Annotated in this window: 6 protein-coding genes and 1 pseudogene; 2 read left to right on the top strand and 5 right to left on the bottom strand. The window is 60.7% G+C overall.

The genetic code is table 11. The annotated features are described in order from the left end of the window. Positions 1-164: 164 nt before the first annotated feature. On the top strand, positions 165-13,535 hold the full coding sequence (locus BLS87_RS25925; RefSeq protein WP_074757092.1) for a tandem-95 repeat protein: 13,371 nt from the start codon (positions 165-167) through the stop codon (positions 13,533-13,535). 83 nt (positions 13,536-13,618) lie between these two features. Next, positions 13,619-13,957: a tryptophan synthase subunit beta gene (locus BLS87_RS25920; protein ID WP_074757090.1), complete on the top strand. Its 339-nt coding sequence runs from the start codon at positions 13,619-13,621 to the stop codon at positions 13,955-13,957. Positions 13,958-14,727: 770 nt separating this feature from the next. Here the strand turns inward: BLS87_RS25920 and lapD are convergent. The 5 genes and pseudogenes from lapD to rfbB form a co-directional block, all read right to left on the bottom strand. Beyond that, a complete protein-coding gene (lapD, locus tag BLS87_RS25915) occupies positions 14,728-16,689 on the bottom strand; it encodes a cyclic di-GMP receptor LapD (protein ID WP_074757088.1) in 1,962 nt (653 codons plus the stop codon). A gap of 8 nt (positions 16,690-16,697) precedes the next feature. Continuing rightward, positions 16,698-17,393: a cysteine protease LapG gene (lapG, locus tag BLS87_RS25910; RefSeq protein ID WP_074757086.1), complete on the bottom strand. Its 696-nt coding sequence runs from the start codon at positions 17,391-17,393 to the stop codon at positions 16,698-16,700. Between the two features lie 273 nt (positions 17,394-17,666). After that, a pseudogene (locus BLS87_RS34770) lies at positions 17,667-18,020 on the bottom strand (sugar phosphate nucleotidyltransferase); the annotation flags it as partial. Further along, positions 18,017-18,922: a dTDP-4-dehydrorhamnose reductase gene (rfbD, locus tag BLS87_RS25905; RefSeq protein WP_074757084.1), complete on the bottom strand. Its 906-nt coding sequence runs from the start codon at positions 18,920-18,922 to the stop codon at positions 18,017-18,019. The pseudogene BLS87_RS34770 and the gene rfbD, both read right to left, overlap by 4 nt. Further along, entirely contained in the window at positions 18,919-19,995 is a 1,077-nt protein-coding gene (rfbB, locus tag BLS87_RS25900; RefSeq protein ID WP_074757082.1) for a dTDP-glucose 4,6-dehydratase, read from the bottom strand. The genes rfbD and rfbB overlap by 4 nt, the downstream gene beginning before the upstream one ends. Positions 19,996-20,036 lie beyond the last annotated feature (41 nt).

The raw sequence follows: 20,036 nt of genomic DNA, 5'->3' as shown, positions 1-20,036 counted from the left end.
GCCCTAACCTGCAAGGCGCCAAGGTCACCCTGACCAATCCCCAGGACTCTGACAGCCTGGTCGTCGGCAGCCCGAACCCGAACATCACGGTCACCACGACGACCGTCAATGGCCAGATCGTTCTGACTCTGACCGGCACCGCGACCGCTGCCGAATACGAAGCTGTGATCAAATCGATCACCTTCCACAACGACAGCAACAACCCGAGCGTGGCCGACCGCAACATCACGGTAACCGTCAACGACGGCCAGAATGACTCCGTGCCGGTGAACAGCACCGTTCACGTAGTCGCTGTCAACGACGCGCCGACCATCACCTTCGAAAACGCGACCTACGTCGAAAACGCCGAAGCTCAATCGCTGGTCAACAACCTGCAGATCAAAGACGTCGATGGCGACACCCTGAGCGGCGCGAAGATCACCCTGACCGGCATTCAGGCTGAAGACCTGATCGCTTCCGAGTACTACAAGGGTGGCACCGAAGGCAATACCGGCCTGGGCATCAGCTACACACTGAGCAATGGCCCGGACGGCAGCATCATCATCACCTTGAGCGGCAATGCCTCGGTCGCCGACTACACCAAGCTGATCAACTCGATCACCTACGCCAACAACAGTGACGACCCATCGGCCACGCCACGCGGCGTGAAAATCGAAGTCACTGACGTCGACGCGCACGGCACCAACAACCAGTCTGGCAGCCACACGGGCGAAATCGACATCACGCCGGTCAACGATGCACCGACCGTGGCTGCTGCTTCGGGCAACGGCGACGAAGACGGCATGATCAAAATCGTGCTCGGCGGCGCAGACGTTGACGGCAAGATTGACCATTTCAACCTGGTCGACATGGCGGAACACGGCAAGTTCTACGCCGACGCGGCCGGCACTCAAGAGCTGACCAGCGCCAGCGACATCGCGGCCGCCAACAACAGCGCCACCATCTACTTCAAGCCGGACAAAGACTGGAGCGGCAAAACCGACTTCACCTACACCGCTGTCGATAACCAGAACCTGGGCGCCGTCAAGCCAGCCGCCGGAACCATCAACGTTGCGCCTGTCACCGACATGCCTGACCTGGTGCTGGTCGGCGACAAGACCGTTGCCTCCCTCAACGTCAACGGCCACACAACCGGCTCGATCGGCGACATTTCGGGCGGCGCATGGCACACCGATAACAGCGGCGACGTCGTTGAAATCAGCCAGCCGGGCACCTATGGCGTCGCAGGCAACGCGCAAAATACCGCCGTTATCGAGCTTGAGCGCAACCCGGGCGACCCGAGCAACCTGTACACCAACATCGATGCCAAGGCGGGTGCGACCTACACGATTTCGGTCGATTACTCCGTGCGCGCAGGTGCAGAAAGCAACTCCCTGATCAACGTTTACTGGGGTGGCAAGCTCGTCGGCACGCTGAACAACTCCGTCACCGGCATCAAGACATACACGTTCGACGTTCCGGTGACGAGCGACGGCAATGCCAAACTGGAATTCAAAGCCGGTGACAGCAACTCCCTCGGCGGCGTGATCAACAACATCAGCGTCACCGAGCACCTGAACACCGGGCTTGAAGACAACGCCATTCTGTTGTCGACCATCAAAGCCAACACCACCGACATCGACGGTTCGGAAACCCTGACTCTGAGCCTGAAAGGCCTGCCGGCGGGTTCGACCCTGACCGACGGCGTTCACACGTTCAGTGCCACTGCCGGCAACACGTCCACCGACATCACCGGCTGGAACCTGAGCGCGCTCAAATTCACGCCGCCGTCCAACCTCAGCGGCGATATCCAACTGACCGTGACCGCCACGGCACAGGACGGCGCGGCCGCACCGGTCAGCAAAGACCTGAACTTCAACGTGCATGTCATCGCCGTGGCAGACGCCCCGACCGTCACCACCACGACCGCACTGGGCGCTGAAGATTCGCAGATTCACCTGAACATCGGCACCGCGCTGGTCGACACCGACGGCTCTGAGTCGTTGAACCACTTGACCGTGTCCAACATTCCGCTGGGCGCCACGTTGACCGACGGCGTCAACAGCTACACCTCCATCAAGATTGGCGACGGTGCCGTCATCATCGACGGCTGGGATCTGAGCAAACTGACGATCACACCGCCGAAGGATTTCAACGGCCAGTTCACCCTGCAGGTCAGCGTCACGTCGACCGAAACCACCGGCCAGTCGGCGACGACCACCAAGCCCTTGACCGTCACCGTTACCCCGGTCAACGACGCACCGGTTCTGGACCTGAACACTGCCGACGGCGCGGATCAGACCGGCTACGCCCTGACCTACGTCGAAAACGGCAAGCCTTTGAGCATCGCCGGTAACGTGTCGATCACCGACGTGGACAACACCACGCTCAAAGGCGCCACCGTTACCCTGACCAATGCTCAGGCCGGCGACGTTCTGGCCATCAGCAGCCAGTTCGGCATCAAAGCCACTGTCAGCGGCATCGTGAACGGCCAGATCACCATCACCCTGAGCGGTGAGGCGAGCAAGGCGTCTTACGAGAAGATCATTCAGTCGATCACTTACAAGAACACCAGTGACAACCCAAGCACCGCTGACCGCACCCTCACCGTGCAGGTCAACGATGGTCAGTCCGAGCACAACCTGTCCAACGTCGCGACCACCACCATCAGCGTGACCGCCGTCAACGACGCACCAGTTGTCGACCTGAACGGTCCGTTCCTACCGGGCAACAACACCGTCACTCTGCCGTACGTCGAGAATGCAGCGCCGGTCAAACTGATGCCGCTGCTGACCCTGAGCGACCCGGACAGCCCGAACCTGCAAAGCGCCACCGTGACCATCAAGGACGCGCAGGCCGGCGACAAGCTGGTGTTCGACACCACCAACAGCAAGATCACCATCACCTCGGAAACCGTCAACGGTCAGCTGGTCTACACCCTCAAAGGTGCGGCAAGCCAGGCTGAATACGCGGCCGTGCTGAAATCCGTGGCCTTCGTCAGCGAAGGCGAAGACCCGGTTGGCGGCAACCGTGCGATCACCGTTCAGGTCAACGATGGCCAGGACAGCTCCAACGTCGCGACCGCCAACGTCACTGTGATTCCAGTGAACGACGCACCGACACTGGATCTGGACCCGAACGCCTCGGGCACCGGTTTCACCACCGCGTACACCGAAAACGCGCCAGGCGTCAGCATTGCCGGCACCAACGTCAAGATCGGCGACGTCGACAACACCAACATGAAAGGCGCGGTCATCACCCTGACCAACGCCAAGGCCGGCGACGTGCTGTCGGCGCTGGATCAGTTCGGTATCCACGCCACCGTGCTGGACACCCGTGTCCTGAACGGCAAGATCACCGTGATCCTGAGCGGCTCCGCTGACCTGGCTTCTTACCAGAAGATGATCCAGTCGATCACCTACAGCAGCACCAGCGAAAACCCGGACACCACACCCCGCAAGATCACCATCAGCGTCAACGATGGCGAGGTGCTGAACAGCCAGTCGAACACCACGACCACCACGATCAACGTGACCGCAGTGAACGACAAGCCGGTGGTCGTCGTCGGCGACAACACCTACGTGGAAAACCACGACGCAGTGTCCATCGCCAATGGCCTGGTGATCAAAGACGTGGACAACTCCACGTTGAGCAAAGCGGTCATCACCCTGACCCACATGTCGCCTGAAGACCTGATCGGCTCCGGCCACGATCTGGGCGGTGGCAAGACCGACCTGGGCATCGACTACAGCGTGTCCGGTCCGGACGCCAACGGCACCCTGACCATCACCCTGACCGGCAACGCCAGCGTCGCCAACTATCAGGCGCTGATCCAGTCGATCCAGTTCGTCGCGTCCGGCAACAACCCGACGCCGGGCGACCGTGGCGTGCAGATCAGCGTCACCGACACCGGCCTCAAGGGCGACAACGTCGGCACCGAGACCTCGGTTCTGGTGGACGGCAAGATCACCGTCGTGGCGGTCAACGACGCACCTGAAGTCAGCTTCAGCAGCGTGTCGTACACCGAAAACGGCGCGCCGATCCAGTTGGTCAAAGACCTGCAGATCACTGACGTCGACAGCGGCCAGCTGAGCGGCGTGAAGATCACCCTGACCGGCGTTCAGGCTGAAGACCTGATCGTGTCCAAGTACTACAAGAACGGCACCGAGGGTGTCACCGAGCTGGGCATCGCCTACAAGCTGAGCACCGATGCGAAGGGCAACGTCGTCATCGAGCTGAGCGGCAAATCGTCGATCGCCAACTACGAAACCCTGATCAACTCGCTGACCTACCAGAACAACAGCGACAACCCGAGCACCGCGCCACGCGGCGTGACCATTGCCGTAACCGATGCCGATGCCCATGGCACCGACAACCAGACCGTGACCGTGGGTCACGCTGATCAGGTCACGGTGATTGCCGTCAACGACGCACCGGTTCTGGACCTCAACGGCCCGGCCGGCGGCACCGCCAGCACCACGACGTTCACCGAAAACGGCACCGCGCTGAAAGTCATGCCGTACATGACCATCACCGACCCGGACAGCCCGACGCTCAAAGGCGCGACGGTCAGCTTCACCAACCCGCAGGACGGCGACAGCCTGTACTTCGCCAGCACCAACGCGAAGATCACCGTCACCTCGGCCACCGTTGACGGCAAGCTGGTGTTCACCCTGACCGGCGAGGCGACTCAGGCCGAATACAACGACCTGCTGAAATCGCTGCGTTTCATCAACACCAGTGACGACCCGTCGTCCCTGAACCGCGTGATCAACGTCACCGTCAATGACGGCGTGGTCGACTCCGCACCGGCTCAGGCCGTGATCAAGGTCGTTCCGGTCAACGATGCACCGGTTCTGGACCTGGACAACAGCCCGGCGGCGACCGGCACCGGTTACAGCGTCGGCTACACCGAAAACGGCGATGCAATCAGCATCTCCAGCGCCAACGTCGGCATTGTCGATCCGGACAACGGCACGCTCAAAGGCGCGACCATCACCCTGACCAACGCTCAGGCCGGGGACATGCTGGCGGCTGCCGACCAGTTCGGTATTCACGCCGTGGTCAACGACACCCGTACCACCGATGGCAAGATCACGGTCACCCTGACCGGCGAAGCCACGCTGGCTCAGTACCAGGCGATGATCGAATCGGTCACGTACAAGAACACCAGCGATGATCCGAGCACGATCGACCGCACCATCACCGTTCAGGTGAATGACGGCTCGGCTCAGCACAACCTGTCCAACGTGGCGACCAGCACCATCAAGGTCACCGCGGTCAACGACGCACCGGTTCTGGACCTCAACGGCCCGGCTGGCGGCAGCGCCAGCACCACGACGTTCACCGAAAACGGCACCGCGCTGAAAGTCATGCCGTACATGACCATCACCGACCCGGACAGCCCGACGCTCAAAGGCGCCACGCTCACCTTCACCAACCCGCAAGACGGTGACAGCCTGTACTTCGCCAGCACCAACGCGAAGATCACCGTCACCTCGACCCTCGTCGATGGCAAGCAGGTATTCACCCTGACCGGCGAAGCCACTCAGGCTGAATACAACGACCTGCTGAAGTCGCTGCGCTTCATCAACAACAGCGACAATCCATCGGGCGATAACCGTGTGATCAACGTGACCGTCAACGACGGCGTCGTTGACTCCGCGCCTGCGCAAGCGGTGATCAAAGTCATTCCGGTCGACGATGCACCGGTCATCCACGCGCCGGTCGTTACCCAGACCATTGCTGAAGACACCGTGCTGACCTTCTCGTCCGCCAACGGCAACGCCATCACCGTGACCGACGCCGATGCAGGCAGCAGCCAGCTGCGCATTTACGTCAACGTCACGGGCGGTACGCTGGTGCTGGCCAACGGTGACAGCAGCGCCCTGCATAACGGCGCCGTGTCGCTGACCGGTACGCTGAAAGAAATCAATGCGGCACTGGAAGGCGCCAAGTTCACCCCGACGCAGGACTCGAACAACACCACCGGCACCGCTGGCTTGTCGATCTCGGTCAACGACCTGGGCAACACCGGCGCACTGCCGACGGGCTCCACCGGCCTGACCGACAGCACAACCATCAAAATCGACGTCACGCCAGTGAACGACGCACCGGTCGCCCGCGATGACGTGGGCAGCCCTGTCGTCGGCACGCTGCAAGGCAACTACTACGGCTACAAAGAAGGCACAGACGGCGGCAACCTCGGCACCATCAAGCAGGCGCTGGACTTCATCGCCTCGCACAAAGCCGATGCCACCTTCGACGCCAAGACCCTCAACTACGGCGGCAGCGCGTTCAGCAACAACCTGGGCCAATCGGGCAACCTGGGCACGTTCCTGGGCGGCGACAAGGCCTCGTTGACCTACACCAACGGCAGCAGCACCCAGACCACCACCTCCGACGCCATCGTCGAACTGGCGGGCAAGGTCTCCATGGCCGCTGGCACCTACTCGCTGAAAGTGACGGCAGACGATGGCTACATCGTGCTCATCGACGGCAAGCAAGTGCTCGCCGTTGACGCCAACCAGTCTTCGGCCAGCAAGACCGCCAGCTTCTCGGTCACTGGCGACGGTCCGCACGACATCCAGATCGTTTATTGGGATCAGGGCGGCTACGCGCAGCTGAAAGTGGAAGTCGCGGCTGTTAATTCGAACGGCAGCGTCGGTCCTTACAGCGTGTTGGGCACCAGCAACGCCATTGCGCTGGGCCACGACACCCTGACCACCCTCGAAGACCAGCCTTTGGTCATCAAGGCCGCGACCCTGTTGGCCAACGACAGCGATGTCGACGGCGACAAGCTGACCATCAACACCCTGCAAGGCCATGACCCGAAAGTAGCCTCTGCGGTCTACGACCTCTCGGGCAAGGTGGTTGGCTCCGTCATCATGGACGCCAACGGCAACGTGGTCTTCACCCCGGGCAAAGACGTCAATGGCCTGGTGACCTTCAGCTACACCGTGACCGATGGCCACGCGACCTCCAACACCGCGACCGTTACCGTCAACGTGACGCCGGTCAACGACGCGCCAGTGGCCGCCGTCACTGCCGGCAATGGTGTTGAAGACACCACAAGCACCGGTCAACTGCAGGCCTCCGATGTCGATGCTGGCGACGTTCTGACCTACGCTGTCAAAAATGCCGACAAACCAGCCGGCTTCAGTGTCGATGCCTCGGGCAAGTGGACACTGGACGCCAGCAACGCGGCGTATCAGCATCTGGGTGCCGGTCAGACGACAACCTTTACCGTACCGTTTACCGTCACTGACAAAGCGGGCCTGAGCAGCACCTCAAACCTGACCCTCACCGTTACCGGCACCAACGACGCGCCAGTGGCCAAAGTCAGCACGGGCTTGGGTGTTGAAGACACCACGAGCACCGGCCAGCTCCAGGCTTCCGACATCGACGACAAAGACGTGCTGTCCTACACCGTCAACAATGACGACAAGCCGGCAGGCTTCACTGTCGATGCCTCGGGCAAATGGACCCTGGATGCCAGCGATCCGGCGTATCAGCACCTGGGCGCAGGCGAAACAACGACTCTGACCGTGCCGTTCACCGTCACTGACAAAGCCGGCCTGACCAGCACCTCGAACCTGACCATCACTGTCACCGGCACCAACGACGCGCCTGTCGCGAAAGCCAGCACCGGCACAGGTCTTGAAGACACCACGACCACTGGCCAGCTGCAGGGTTCGGACGCCGATAATGGCGATGTTCTGACCTATACCGTCAACGATGCCGACAAACCGGCGGGCTTCAGCGTTGATGCCTCTGGCAAGTGGACGCTGGATGCCAGCAACCCGGCGTATCAGCACTTGGCCGAAGGTGAGAAGACGACAATCACCGTACCGTTTACCGTCACCGACAAAGCCGGTCTGAGCAGCACTTCGAACCTGAGCATTATCGTTACAGGTACCAACGATGCCCCGGTTGCTCAAGCGGCCACCGCTTCGGCTGTCGAAGCGCAGCACATCACCAGCGGCATCAATAACGGCGCAGCGGTCGATGGGTCGGCACTGGTCGCCACCTTTACCACCACCTCGGCTAACCAGACGATCTCCTTCGACTGGAATTTCACCGCCAAGGATTACTCGCCTTACAACGACTTCGCCTTCGTTCAGATCAACGGCCAACAAGTCGCGGTGTTGTCCAACGTATCAGCGGTAGGCGACTACGGGACTTCCGGTACGCACACCTACACGTACACGTTCTCGACGCCTGGCACCTATCAGATCGTCGTCGGCGTGGCGAACGTTTCGGACAGCTCAAACGATTCGGTCCTCACCGTTGGCAACCTGACCGGCGTTACCCTCGATACGCTGGTCGCCAATGGCACCGTCGTGGAGAACAACGGGAAGTGGACACTGACCGCAGAGGGTGCCACCGCGCAGCAAATCAGCGACTTGATCAATAAGCCGCTGCTGGTCACCGGCCAATTGGTCGCGAACGATGTCGATGACGGTTCGCACCTGACCTATGGCCTGAAAACCGGCGCTGCGGCCATTGACGGTTTCAACCTGAAATCCGACGGCAGCTGGACCTTCGACAGCAGCAACCCGGCCTATGACAGCCTGGCAGCGGGCGAAATCAAGACCATCACCATCCCGTACACAGCGACCGACGAGCACGGCGCCACCGGCAACAGCACGTTGACCATCACCGTCACCGGCACCAACGACGCACCTGTGGCAACCGTCAGCACAGGCGCGGCCGCCGAAGACGCCAAGGCCACCGGCCAGCTCCAGGCGTCCGACGTCGACAATGGCGATGTCCTGACCTACACCGTCAAAGATGCCGACAAGCCAGCAGGCTTCAGTGTCGATGCTTCTGGCAAGTGGACGCTGGACGCCAGCAACGCGGCGTATCAGCATCTGGGTGCCGGTCAGACGACAACCTTTACCGTACCGTTTACCGTCACGGACAAAGCAGGCCTGAGCAGCACCTCGAACCTGACCATCACCGTCACAGGTACAAACGATGCGCCAGTTGCCGCTGTCAGCACAGGCACGGCCGTCGAGGATGCCAAGGCCACTGGTCAGCTCCAGGCTTCCGACATCGACGACAACGATGTACTGACCTACACCGTCAAAGACGGCGACAAGCCAGCAGGTTTCAGCGTCGATGCCTCGGGCAAATGGACGCTGGATGCCAGCGACCCGGCTTACCAGCACCTGGCCGCCGGCGAAACAACGACCATCACCGTGCCGTTCACCGTCACTGACAAAGCGGGCCTGACCAGCACCTCGAACCTGACGATCACCGTCACCGGCACCAACGACGCACCTGTCGCGGGCAATGACGTGGGCAGCCCTGTCGTCGGCACGCTGCAAGGCAACTACTACGGTTATAAAGAAGGCACCGACGGCGGCAACCTCGGCACCATCAAGCAGGCGCTGGACTTCATCGCCTCGCACAAAGCCGATGCCACCTTCGACGCCAAGACCCTCAACTACGGCGGCAGCGCGTTCAGCAACAACCTGGGCCAATCGGGCAACCTGGGCACGTTCCTGGGCGGCGACAAGGCCTCGTTGACCTACACCAACGGCAGCAGCACCCAGACCACCACCTCCGACGCCATCGTCGAGCTGGCCGGCAAGGTCTCGATGGCCGCTGGCACCTACTCGCTGAAAGTGACGGCAGACGATGGCTACATCGTGCTCATCGACGGCAAGCAAGTGCTCGCCGTTGACGCCAACCAGTCTTCGGCCAGCAAGACCGCCAGCTTCTCGGTCACTGGCGACGGTCCGCACGACATCCAGATCGTTTATTGGGATCAGGGCGGCTACGCGCAGCTGAAAGTGGAAGTCGCGGCTGTTAATTCGAACGGCAGCGTCGGTCCTTACAGCGTGTTGGGCACCAGCAACGCCATTGCGCTGGGCCACGACACCCTGACCACCCTCGAAGACCAGCCTTTGGTCATCAAGGCCGCGACCCTGTTGGCCAACGACAGCGATGTCGACGGCGACAAGCTGACCATCAACACCTTGCAAGGCAAGTCGACACTGACCACGCCTGCGGACGTCTTCGACAGCGCAAACCACAAAGTCGGCACCGTGGTCATGGACGCCAACGGCAACGTGGTTTTCACCCCGGCCAAAGACGTCAATGGCCTGGTGACCTTCAGCTACACCGTGACCGACGGCCACGCCAACTCCAACACGGCGACCGTGACCGTCAACGTGACGCCGGTCAACGATGCGCCTGTGGCTGCCAACAACGCTCAGAGCGTCGCAGAAGATGCGACAGCACCGAACAATGCCGGTCAACTGGTGGCAACCGACGTCGATACGGGCGACACGCTCACCTACGCCCTGACCGCGACAACATCGACCGCCAGCGGCGCCATCACCGGCAACGCACCGACCGGCTTCGTGCTCGACCCGGCCACTGGCAAGTGGGCTATCGACACCAGCAGCGATGTCTATCAGAAACTGGGTGTCGGTCAGTCGATCACCTTCGACGTGGCATTCAATGCCACCGATAAGGCAGGCGTCGTCAGCAACACCGGGCATCTGACCTTGACCGTCACCGGCACCAACGATGCACCTGTGGCGTCCGCGACCAGCAAAGCCGTCACCGAAGACACCGTGGCGACCGGTCAACTGCAAGCCAGCGATGTCGACAGCAACGACGCCTTGACCTTCACGGTCAAGGACACCGACAAGCCAGCCGGTTTTACCGTCGACGCTTCCGGCAAGTGGACCCTGGACGCCAGCAACGCGGCCTATCAGCACCTGGCCGCGGGCGAGACCGCCACCCTGACTGTGCCGTTTACCGCCACTGACAAGGCCGGTCTGACCAGCACCTCGAACCTGACCATCACGGTCACCGGCACCAACGATGCGCCGACCGTCAACACGGCCTCGGGCGCCGGCAACGAAGACACGTTGATCACCGTCAACCTGTCCGGTGCCGATGTCGATGGCACGGTGAATCACTTCAGCCTGACGCCTTCGGCGACCATGCACGGCAGCTTCTTTACCGATGCAGAAGGCCTGCACGCGGCCGACTTGAGCAACATCGCGGCCACCAGCAACACGGCGACCCTGTACTTCAAGCCGGATGCAGACTGGAGCGGCAGCACCGCGTTCACCTACACCTCGGTCGATGACAAAGGCCTGGCGAGCGCGGGCAGTGCAACGGGCACCATCAAAGTCGCACCGGTGGCCGATACGCCAATCGTCAACCTGACTGGCGCCCAAGTGCATTCAACCGGCCTGGTCAAAGATGTATGGGTAGGCACGCTGACCGGCCTGGGCAATGGCGGTAACGGCGCTGACGCGGCGACCATCAAGTCGGGCTTCAACACCACGACGCCTGCGACCACGCACACCACCGCCAGCTCCGCGGCGGAATCCGATGTGGTGCAAGGCACGGGTACCAAGCTGTCCGGCCTGATCTACCTGGAAGCGGGCCACACCTATAACTTCACCGGTTCTGCGGATGACAGCCTGTTGATCACCCTCGGTGGTAATCAGGTTGCCAGCGCTACCTGGGGTGCGGGTGCGGCAGTGACCAACGTCGGTTCGGGCTTCACGCCAACGGCGTCCGGTTACTACACACTGGATATCTACCACTACAACCAGGCGGGCCCGGGCAATTACAGCATTGGCCTGAGCGACAAGAACAACAGCACCAACGCTGTGACCACGGTCGCGCTGGACAGCGCCCATACCCCGATCTACGCAACGGTCGACGATCTGAAGGTGTCGGGGCTGAACGGTGTCACGCTGCACGAAAACGGTACCGGCACAGGCGAGGGTTACTACACCGCCTACGAGTTGAACCACGGCACCGAGAACAACCCGATCAAACTGAGCGGCATCACGACGCAGTTCGGCGACAGCACGGACGGTTCCGAAACTCACACCGTGACCGTCACCGGCGCCCCTGCGGGTTCCGTACTGACAGACGCGGCAGGCCACAGCGTGACCATCACCGGCACCAATACGCCGGCAGATGTCAGCGCGCTTGACCTGACCAGCCTGGTCATCAAGACACCTGATTACTACAGCGGCAACTTCACCCTGCATGTCACCGCGACAGCGACCGAGGCGATCCTCACTGGCAATCCAGCGGCGGTTCCGACGGCGTCTGCCAGCCAGGACATCGTGGTGAAGGTCGACGCGGGTGTTTACAAGTCCACTGAAGGCACCGCGGGCAACAGCGTTGTCACCGGCACTGCCGCCAACGACGTGGTCGTGGCCGATGTGTCGGCGATGAAGCTGGTCCCCGGCCAGAACTACGACATCGCGTTCATGGTCGACACGTCGGGCAGCATGTCCGGCAGCCTCAGCACCATGATTGCGCAGATGAAGTCGGTGTTCTCAACGCTGTCAGCCGCCGCTCAAGGCACGGGATCGGGCACGGTCAAGATCTACCTGACCAACTTCGACACCAGTGCTCATACAGGCATCACGGTTGACCTGACTCACGGCGGGCAGGCAGCGCTCGATACGCTGAACAAGTACCTGACCAACCTGCAGGCCAGTGGCAACACCAACTATGAGTCGGTGTTCAACCAGACCAGCGCGTGGTTCTCCAGCTCTGCGGCCAGCAACCCGGGCGCACAGATGCTGACGTACTTCATCACCGACGGTGAGCCGACCTACCACGACAACGCCAATGGCAAGGCCGTGAGCGGTGCGGCGCCAACCGAAACCATGGCGGCCTACAACGACCTGGCCACTAAAACGGCGATTGAAGCGATTGGTATCAAGACCACCACCTCGCTGGATCAGTACGACACCAACAACCACTCGCAGACCGTCATCGACGTCAGCAAGCTCAAGGATGCAATCCTGAGCAACGAGACGCTCGTCGGTCCAGGCGCTGACAACGTGAACGGCGGTGACGGCAACGACATCCTGTTCGGCGACATGATCAACTACGGCACGCTGGAAGGCACCGCCGCGCTGAAGGCATTCGCGGCCGCGACGTTGAACGTCAACGTCTCGACCATCGATGACAAAGCGCTGCATCAGTTTGTCAGCACCCACGTTGATGACGTCGCCCACCTGGCCAATGCGTCGAACACGTATGAAGCCAAGTACACCCTGCTGCAGGATGGCAGCGACTCGCTGCTGGGCGGCAATGGCGATGACATCCTGTTCGGTCAGGGCGGCAGTGACCTCCTCAACGGTGGTAACGGCAACGACTTGCTGATCGGCGGTAAAGGCAACGACACCCTCATCGGGGGCGCTGGCGCCGATACCTTCGCCTGGAAAGCAGGCGACACCAACAGCGGCGGCTTTGACGTGATCAAGGACTTCAACTCGAGCGAAGGCGACAAGCTTGATCTGAGCGACCTGCTGCAAGGCGAGAATGGTAACAACGTGACGGATCTGACCAAGTACCTGCAGATCACCAACGATGGCAAAGACACCACCATTCAGGTCAGCAGCACCGGCCAGTTCGCGACCAACCCCTCGGCTACAGCAGCGGCCAACACGGCCGATGTACACATCAAGGTGGAAGGCGTGCAGTGGAACAACTCCATGATCAACTCGCTGGTCAGCGGTGCTGATCCGACCATCAAGGTCGATCATCACTGATAGCTGAGTCGCGAGAGCTGATGTACTGTGCTGGCAGCCGTCACCGATGGCTGCCAGCCTTTGCATTCATTGAGGAATGAGCCATGTTTTACGTTCAGCGCGATCCAGGTGGAGTGCTTGTTCGGGTAGAGGCGACGTCGTTTGCCGAAGCGACCGGGCAACTACCCGCCGACGATCATGAAATCCAGGCCTGGTTTGCCAACGAAGTGGTGGAAAAGAGTCTGAATCAACTGAAGTTGAGCGACATGGAGATGATCCGTGTACTCGACGACTTGATTCAGGTGCTGACCAGCAAAGGCATCCTAAACGTCACCGATCTGCCTGCCGCCGCGCAGGCAAAGTTGATGGACCGTAATCAGGCCCGTGAAACACTGGGCGGCCTGAGCGACCTGATCAACGACGATGAAACGCGGCTGATTTAACCCTGGCTAGACCCTTAACCCTTGGTTTCCTTGATCGTTCCAACGCTCCGCGTGGGAATGCCTGGCAAGACGCTCTGCGTCCACAGTGACGCGGAGCGTCAATCCCTGCGTCACCACGCGAAGCGCGGGAACGATCTACAGATGTAGGAGCGCGCTTGCCCGCGATCTGCCGGGAACCGGCAGCAAAACCAGCGAACGCGGTATGCCTGATACAACGCGGCGTCTGGATTTGCTGCCGCTGCGCGCCAGATCGCGGGCAAGCGCGCTCCTACGCCTTCGGCAGAATCAAAAGCCCCTCGGCATGTCACTGTTCTGCTTCTGCCGCAGGCCGTGGGGCGGGCCGCAATCCGGCTTCTGCCCGCAGGGCAGCAACTGTATTCATTGCGCCACCTGCGCGCCCCTCGGCGGCGTTTACCCGCAAGGTGTAGGAGCGCGCTTGCCCGCGATCTGCCGGGAACCGGCAGCAAACCCAGAGAATGCGGTTTACCTGATGTAACGCGGCGTCTGGACTTTGATCGCTCCAACGCTCCGCGTAGGAATGCCTGGCAGGACGCCCTGCGTCCACAGTGACGCGGAGCGTCAATCCCTGCGTCACCACGCGAAGCGCGGGAACGATCAAGACACGTCACCCTGTAGGAGCGTGGCTCGTCCCGCGATCTGCTGCGCAGCAGCAGTAAAACCATGCGCCTTGGCAGTGTCAGGTGAACCGCACTCACCAGATTTACTGCCGCTTCGCGTCAGATCGCGGGACGAGCCACGCTCCTACAGCTTTAGCGAACTGCTGATGACTTCCACGGCGCCGGCTCGCCGATCAACTGCCCCTGCACCCCTTCAATGCCCATCTCGGCAATCACCTGACGTTCGCCCTCGGTTTCCACACGTTCGGCGATCAGTGGCAGGTCGATACTGTGCGCCGCACGCTGCACCGCTTCGATGAACAGGCGTTTGTGGCTTTCTTCGTCGATGGCCCGGATATAGCTGCCGTCGATCTTCAGGTAGGCCAGGCCCAGATGCGCCAGGTTGCCGATCATGCTGAAACGCCCGCCGAACCGTTGCAGCGCCAGCGTAAAGCCGGCTTCTTGCAAACGACGGGTCAACTTTTCCAGCACCGCCTGCTCAGGCAACTGTTCCTCTCCGATTTCGAAGGTCAAACGACCCGCCAGCTTCGGATGCTGACGCAGGGCGTCGAACACCTGATTCAACGCGGTTGCATCGTTCAGCGTCGCTGCGGAAAGGTTGAAGGCCAGCGATTGGTCATGGGTCTGCAGGTGCGCCAATACCTGTTTGAGCATCAGCAAATCCAGCCGGCTCGACCAGCCAAAGCGCTCGATCCAGCGCAGAAAGCGCCCCGCCGCAATGGCCTCGCCCTGCTCATTGACCAGTCGCGACAGCACCTTGTAATGCAGCACCCGTCCGGTATTGCCAGTTTCGACCACCGGCTGGAAGAACAGCTCGAAGCCGCCGGTGGTCAACGCATGATCCAGCACCCGACGCCAGGTGTGCTCATCGTCACCGGTGCTCTTGACCGCGCCATCCTCCACGCAACTCCAGGTCTGTTCGCCTTGGGTTTCGGCCAGGGAAAGCGCCTGATCCGCGAGGCCCAGCAAGCTCAGCGGGGCGTCGCCTGGGGCGTAAGGCGCCAGGCCCATGTGAGCGACAGGTGACACATCGCAAGCGCCCGTTTCGCCCAATGCGCGCAGCGCCTGTTCGAGGTCGCGCGCCAGCTCGAGCGCTTCATCACGATCCATTCCCGGCGCCAGCACCGCGAACTCGCCGCCCCTTGAGCGACTGATGAGGTTGCGGGTTTCAGGGTATTTATCGCAATGCTTGAGCAGCAGTTGCGCAACAGCGATCAACAACGCATCGGTACGCTTGCCGCCCAGACGCAGGTTCAACCCCGCCAGGTCCTGCACACGCAACAGCAACAGGTAACCGGATCGCTCCTCTTCCTGATGACTCACATGCGCCTTAAGCTGCATGTCGAAATAACGGCGGTTGGACAACCCGGTCAGGCTGTCGTGGTACGAATCACGACGCAACTTTTCGCTGCGCTCGGTGCTTTCCTGAAACAACGCCTTGAGCTTCTCGACCATCTGGTTCATCGCCTGAACGACCCGACGCAGCTCCGGCGTGCGTGGCAGTTCGGTGATGGTGGTGAACTCCCGGCGACCGATGGCATGAGACTGCGCCACCATGTCATCGAGCGGCTGCAACCGACGCTTGAGCAGCAAGGCGCCCAGGACCGCACTCACCACGCCACACGCCAGCAACCAGCCAAGACTGCCCAGCGCGCTCTGCCACAACTTCGCCAGCGCGAACATCGGATGGCTCACCACCTCGACCCGCGCGGTCTGCTGCCAGCCCTTGCTCACAATCGCCTCGCCGCCTGCCGGCTCCAAGCCGATCGCGTTGATGAACCACTGCGGCACGCCCTGATTGTCCGGCGTCGCACTGCGCTCCACGATCACCGCATCGGAAGCCAGATCCACCACGCGGATGCTGGCGTAGTAACCGCTGTCGAAGATCGACGTCACCATCAGCTCGACCATCGCCGGGTCGTCGATGTTGGCGGTCAGCGACAACGCCAGCGACGTCGCGGCATCCTGGGCATGGGAGCGCAACTGGTTCACGTACTGCGCACGCGAACTCTCCAGGCTGACAACGAAGCTGCCCGCAAACGCGACCACCAGAAACAGACAGATAGCGATCAACAGCTGTTTGAACAGAGACATCAGTACTCCTAATTCGCAGGCTCGGCCGGGAAGCCTTCGGCGTTCATTTTCTTCAGCACGTCCAGCCACCGGGACAGACGCTTGGTATCGCCCACTTTTTTATTGCCTTGCGCACCCGGCAGCCACAGGCCTTCAGCGTTGAAGGCATACACCGGCAACAGATCCTGTCGCTCGCTGGCGGGTTTGATTTCATTGATAAGGCTGTCGAGGACCAACGGCATCGCGTTCGGGCTCGAATAATAGGTCAGCACCATGTGCGCCCGGTTCAGGCGCAGTGCCTTGACGTACGTGATCAGCAGCTTCTCACTGGGAACGCCCAGACGGCGCAGGCTGAAATACTTGGCGATGGCGTAGTCTTCACAATCGCCTGCGCCCTTGATCAGCGATTCGATCGGCGTCGCCCAATAATCGACCTCGTGCCACAGGTCGATGTCTTCCTCATAGCGCATCTGCTTGTTGAAGAACTGGTTCACCACCGTCAGCTTGTCCAGCTCGCTGATCTGCTTCTCGGTCGAAAGCAGATTCTGCCACGCATCAATGCGCTGCTTCCCCGCCCCCAACGGCCCATACAACGCCTCGGCCCGACGACTGATCAGGGAAAAGTCCCAATCGGCATTCAGATAGCTCGCACACGCCGTGCACGTCAGTGCAAGCGCCAGAAGCAACCAAAAACCAGGGCGCTTGTGAGCTGAACGTACTGCCAATTCGTCTAGTCCATCAGGCAAACGGATAACCGGAAAGCGATGGTGACGGGTTGGAAGGGGAAAGACAATGGCGTGACGAGATCACTGAGCGCTTATTACCCGCTAAACGGGCTTGCGTTTAATGACCATGTAGTCAAAATGCCAGCCGTTAATTTTTATCAACTCCGCGAGTAACAAACTGAAGGCTGACGCAAGGTAGTCCGGAAGTTAAAATGTCGCGTTTTTACCAGCGAAGATTCTCTTGAAAACCCAGCTTACGGAAAAGGACCGAGGTGACGGCGCAGACCTCAGCTGGAAGGGCTGGCCGTAGCAAATGTCGTCACCCACAATCAGCCAGCTCGGATCTTTGCGGATGAACGTTTCACGGATGATGAATACTTGCGCGAAGCCGTCCGGGCCCTTCCGATCGGCATGAGTCAGCTGACGTGGTGGCTAACCTCCCCTCGCAGCTTGCGAAAACAAGGCAAAACTTCCGGCGTGGAGATCATCAGGATCTCACGCACCCCCGTCAGCACCAGCACCGAGAGCAAATAAGATCATCGGTTTATGTAAATTGGCAGCATTTGCTTGGAGACGCCAAGCGCAAACGCGGGCCAGAACGATGCCCTTGCGATTGGCCGTGTTCATTTGTTCAGAGCTTCCATAAGCATTCGGGTCACACCACTTTGCCAGTCCGGCAAGTGTAAAGAGAAAGAATCGCGGAGCTTTTCCGTAGCAAGACGCGAATTCAACGGCCTGCTGGCAGGCGTCGGGTATGCCGTCGTCGCAATAGGGTTGATCGCGTTCACCGCCAGCCGTTCACCGTTGGCGCGTGCGAACTCAATCACAAACGTCGCATAGGCATGCCAAGAGGTTTCGCCTGCGGGCACAAGGTGGTAAATCCCGCACAGTTCAGGGTTGACCAACGTCTTCTGCAGAGCAGCGACAGCGATATCGGCCAACAGATCGGCACCTGTGGGCACCCCGATCTGATCGGCAATGACATTCAGCGTCTCGCGGTCCTTTGCCAGCCGGAGCATGGTCTTGGCGAAATTATTTCCGCGTGCCGCATAGACCCAGCTGGTACGGAAGATCAAGTGCTTGCATCCGGACGCAACGATCAGTTGTTCGCCTTCCAGCTTGGTTGCGCCGTAGTAATTCACCGGGGCAACGGCGTCGGTTTCTTTCCAGGGCTCGGTGCCTGTGCCGTCGAACACGTAGTCGGTTGAGTAATGCACGAGCAGAGCGTCAAGGCGCTTGGCTTCTTCAGCCATCACATAACTCGCCAGCGCATTCACCGTATGCGCCAGCTCCCGCTCCGTCTCGGCCTTGTCGACGGCGGTGTAAGCCGCGGCATTGACGATGACGTTCGGCGCAATGCGGCGGATGCTTTCACGCAGTGCTGCCAGGTCCGACAGATCGCCAGCAAACGGGCCATAAGCCGTCGGCGCAACGTGACGATCCAGGGCGACCACTTCACCGAGCACATTCAGCGCGCGTTGCAGCTCCCAGCCCACCTGACCGTTTTTGCCCAGCAAGAGGATTTTCATACGGTGTCCGCACGCGTTGCGTAGTTCTTGTCGATCCATTGCTGGTAGCTCCCGCTCTTCACGTGGGTGACCCACTCCGGGTTTTCCAAATACCACAGGACGGTCTTGCGGATGCCTGATTCGAAGGTTTCTTCTGGCACCCAGCCCAGCTCACGCTGAATCTTGCTGGCGTCGATAGCGTAGCGCTGATCATGGCCGGGACGGTCAGTGACATAGGTGAGCAAATCAACATGCGGACGGAACGCCGAATCCGGGCGCAGTTCATCGAGCAACTCACACACGGTGCGCACGACTTCGATGTTCTGCTTCTCGTTATGCCCGCCGATGTTGTAGGTCTCGCCCACTTCACCTTCAGTCACGACCTTGTAGAGCGCGCGCGCATGATCTTCGACGAACAGCCAGTCGCGAATCTGGTCGCCCTTGCCGTAGATGGGCAGCGGTTTACCTTCCAGCGCGTTGAGAATCACCAGAGGGATCAGCTTCTCGGGGAAGTGAAACGGGCCATAGTTATTCGAGCAGTTGGTGACGAGTGTCGGCAGGCCGTAGGTACGGGCCCAAGCGCGAACAAGGTGATCGGAACTGGCCTTGCTCGCGGAATAAGGGGAGCTTGGCTGGTAAGGCGTGGTTTCGGTGAAGAGGTCTTCCGGCCCTTCCAGATCGCCATACACTTCGTCAGTGGAAATGTGATGAAAGCGAAACGCGGATTTGCGCGCTTCGTCGAGGGTCGTCCAGTAGCCACGGGCGGCTTCAAGCAACACGTAGGTGCCGATGATGTTGGTCTGAATGAATTCGGACGGCCCGGTGATGGAGCGGTCGACGTGAGACTCCGCGGCCAGGTGCATCACGGCGTCAGGCTGATGCTCACGGAAAACACGATCAAGCGCGTCGCGGTTGCAGATATCAACATGCTCAAACGCGTACCGCTCGCTCTGGTCGACTGACTGCAGCGACTCCAGATTGCCGGCGTACGTGAGCTTGTCGACGTTGATCACCGAATCACGGGTATTGGAAATGATGTGCCGAACGACCGCTGAACCGATGAAGCCTGCGCCGCCAGTAACTAAGATCTTCACGCGAATTCATATCCTGAGTAGTAGGCAACTGTAGAGCTACC

This window comes from Pseudomonas abietaniphila (assembly GCF_900100795.1).
Classification (GTDB): domain Bacteria; phylum Pseudomonadota; class Gammaproteobacteria; order Pseudomonadales; family Pseudomonadaceae; genus Aquipseudomonas; species Aquipseudomonas abietaniphila.
Note: the sequence above shows the minus strand (reverse complement) of the source record. Positions and strands in the feature narration are given on the sequence as shown.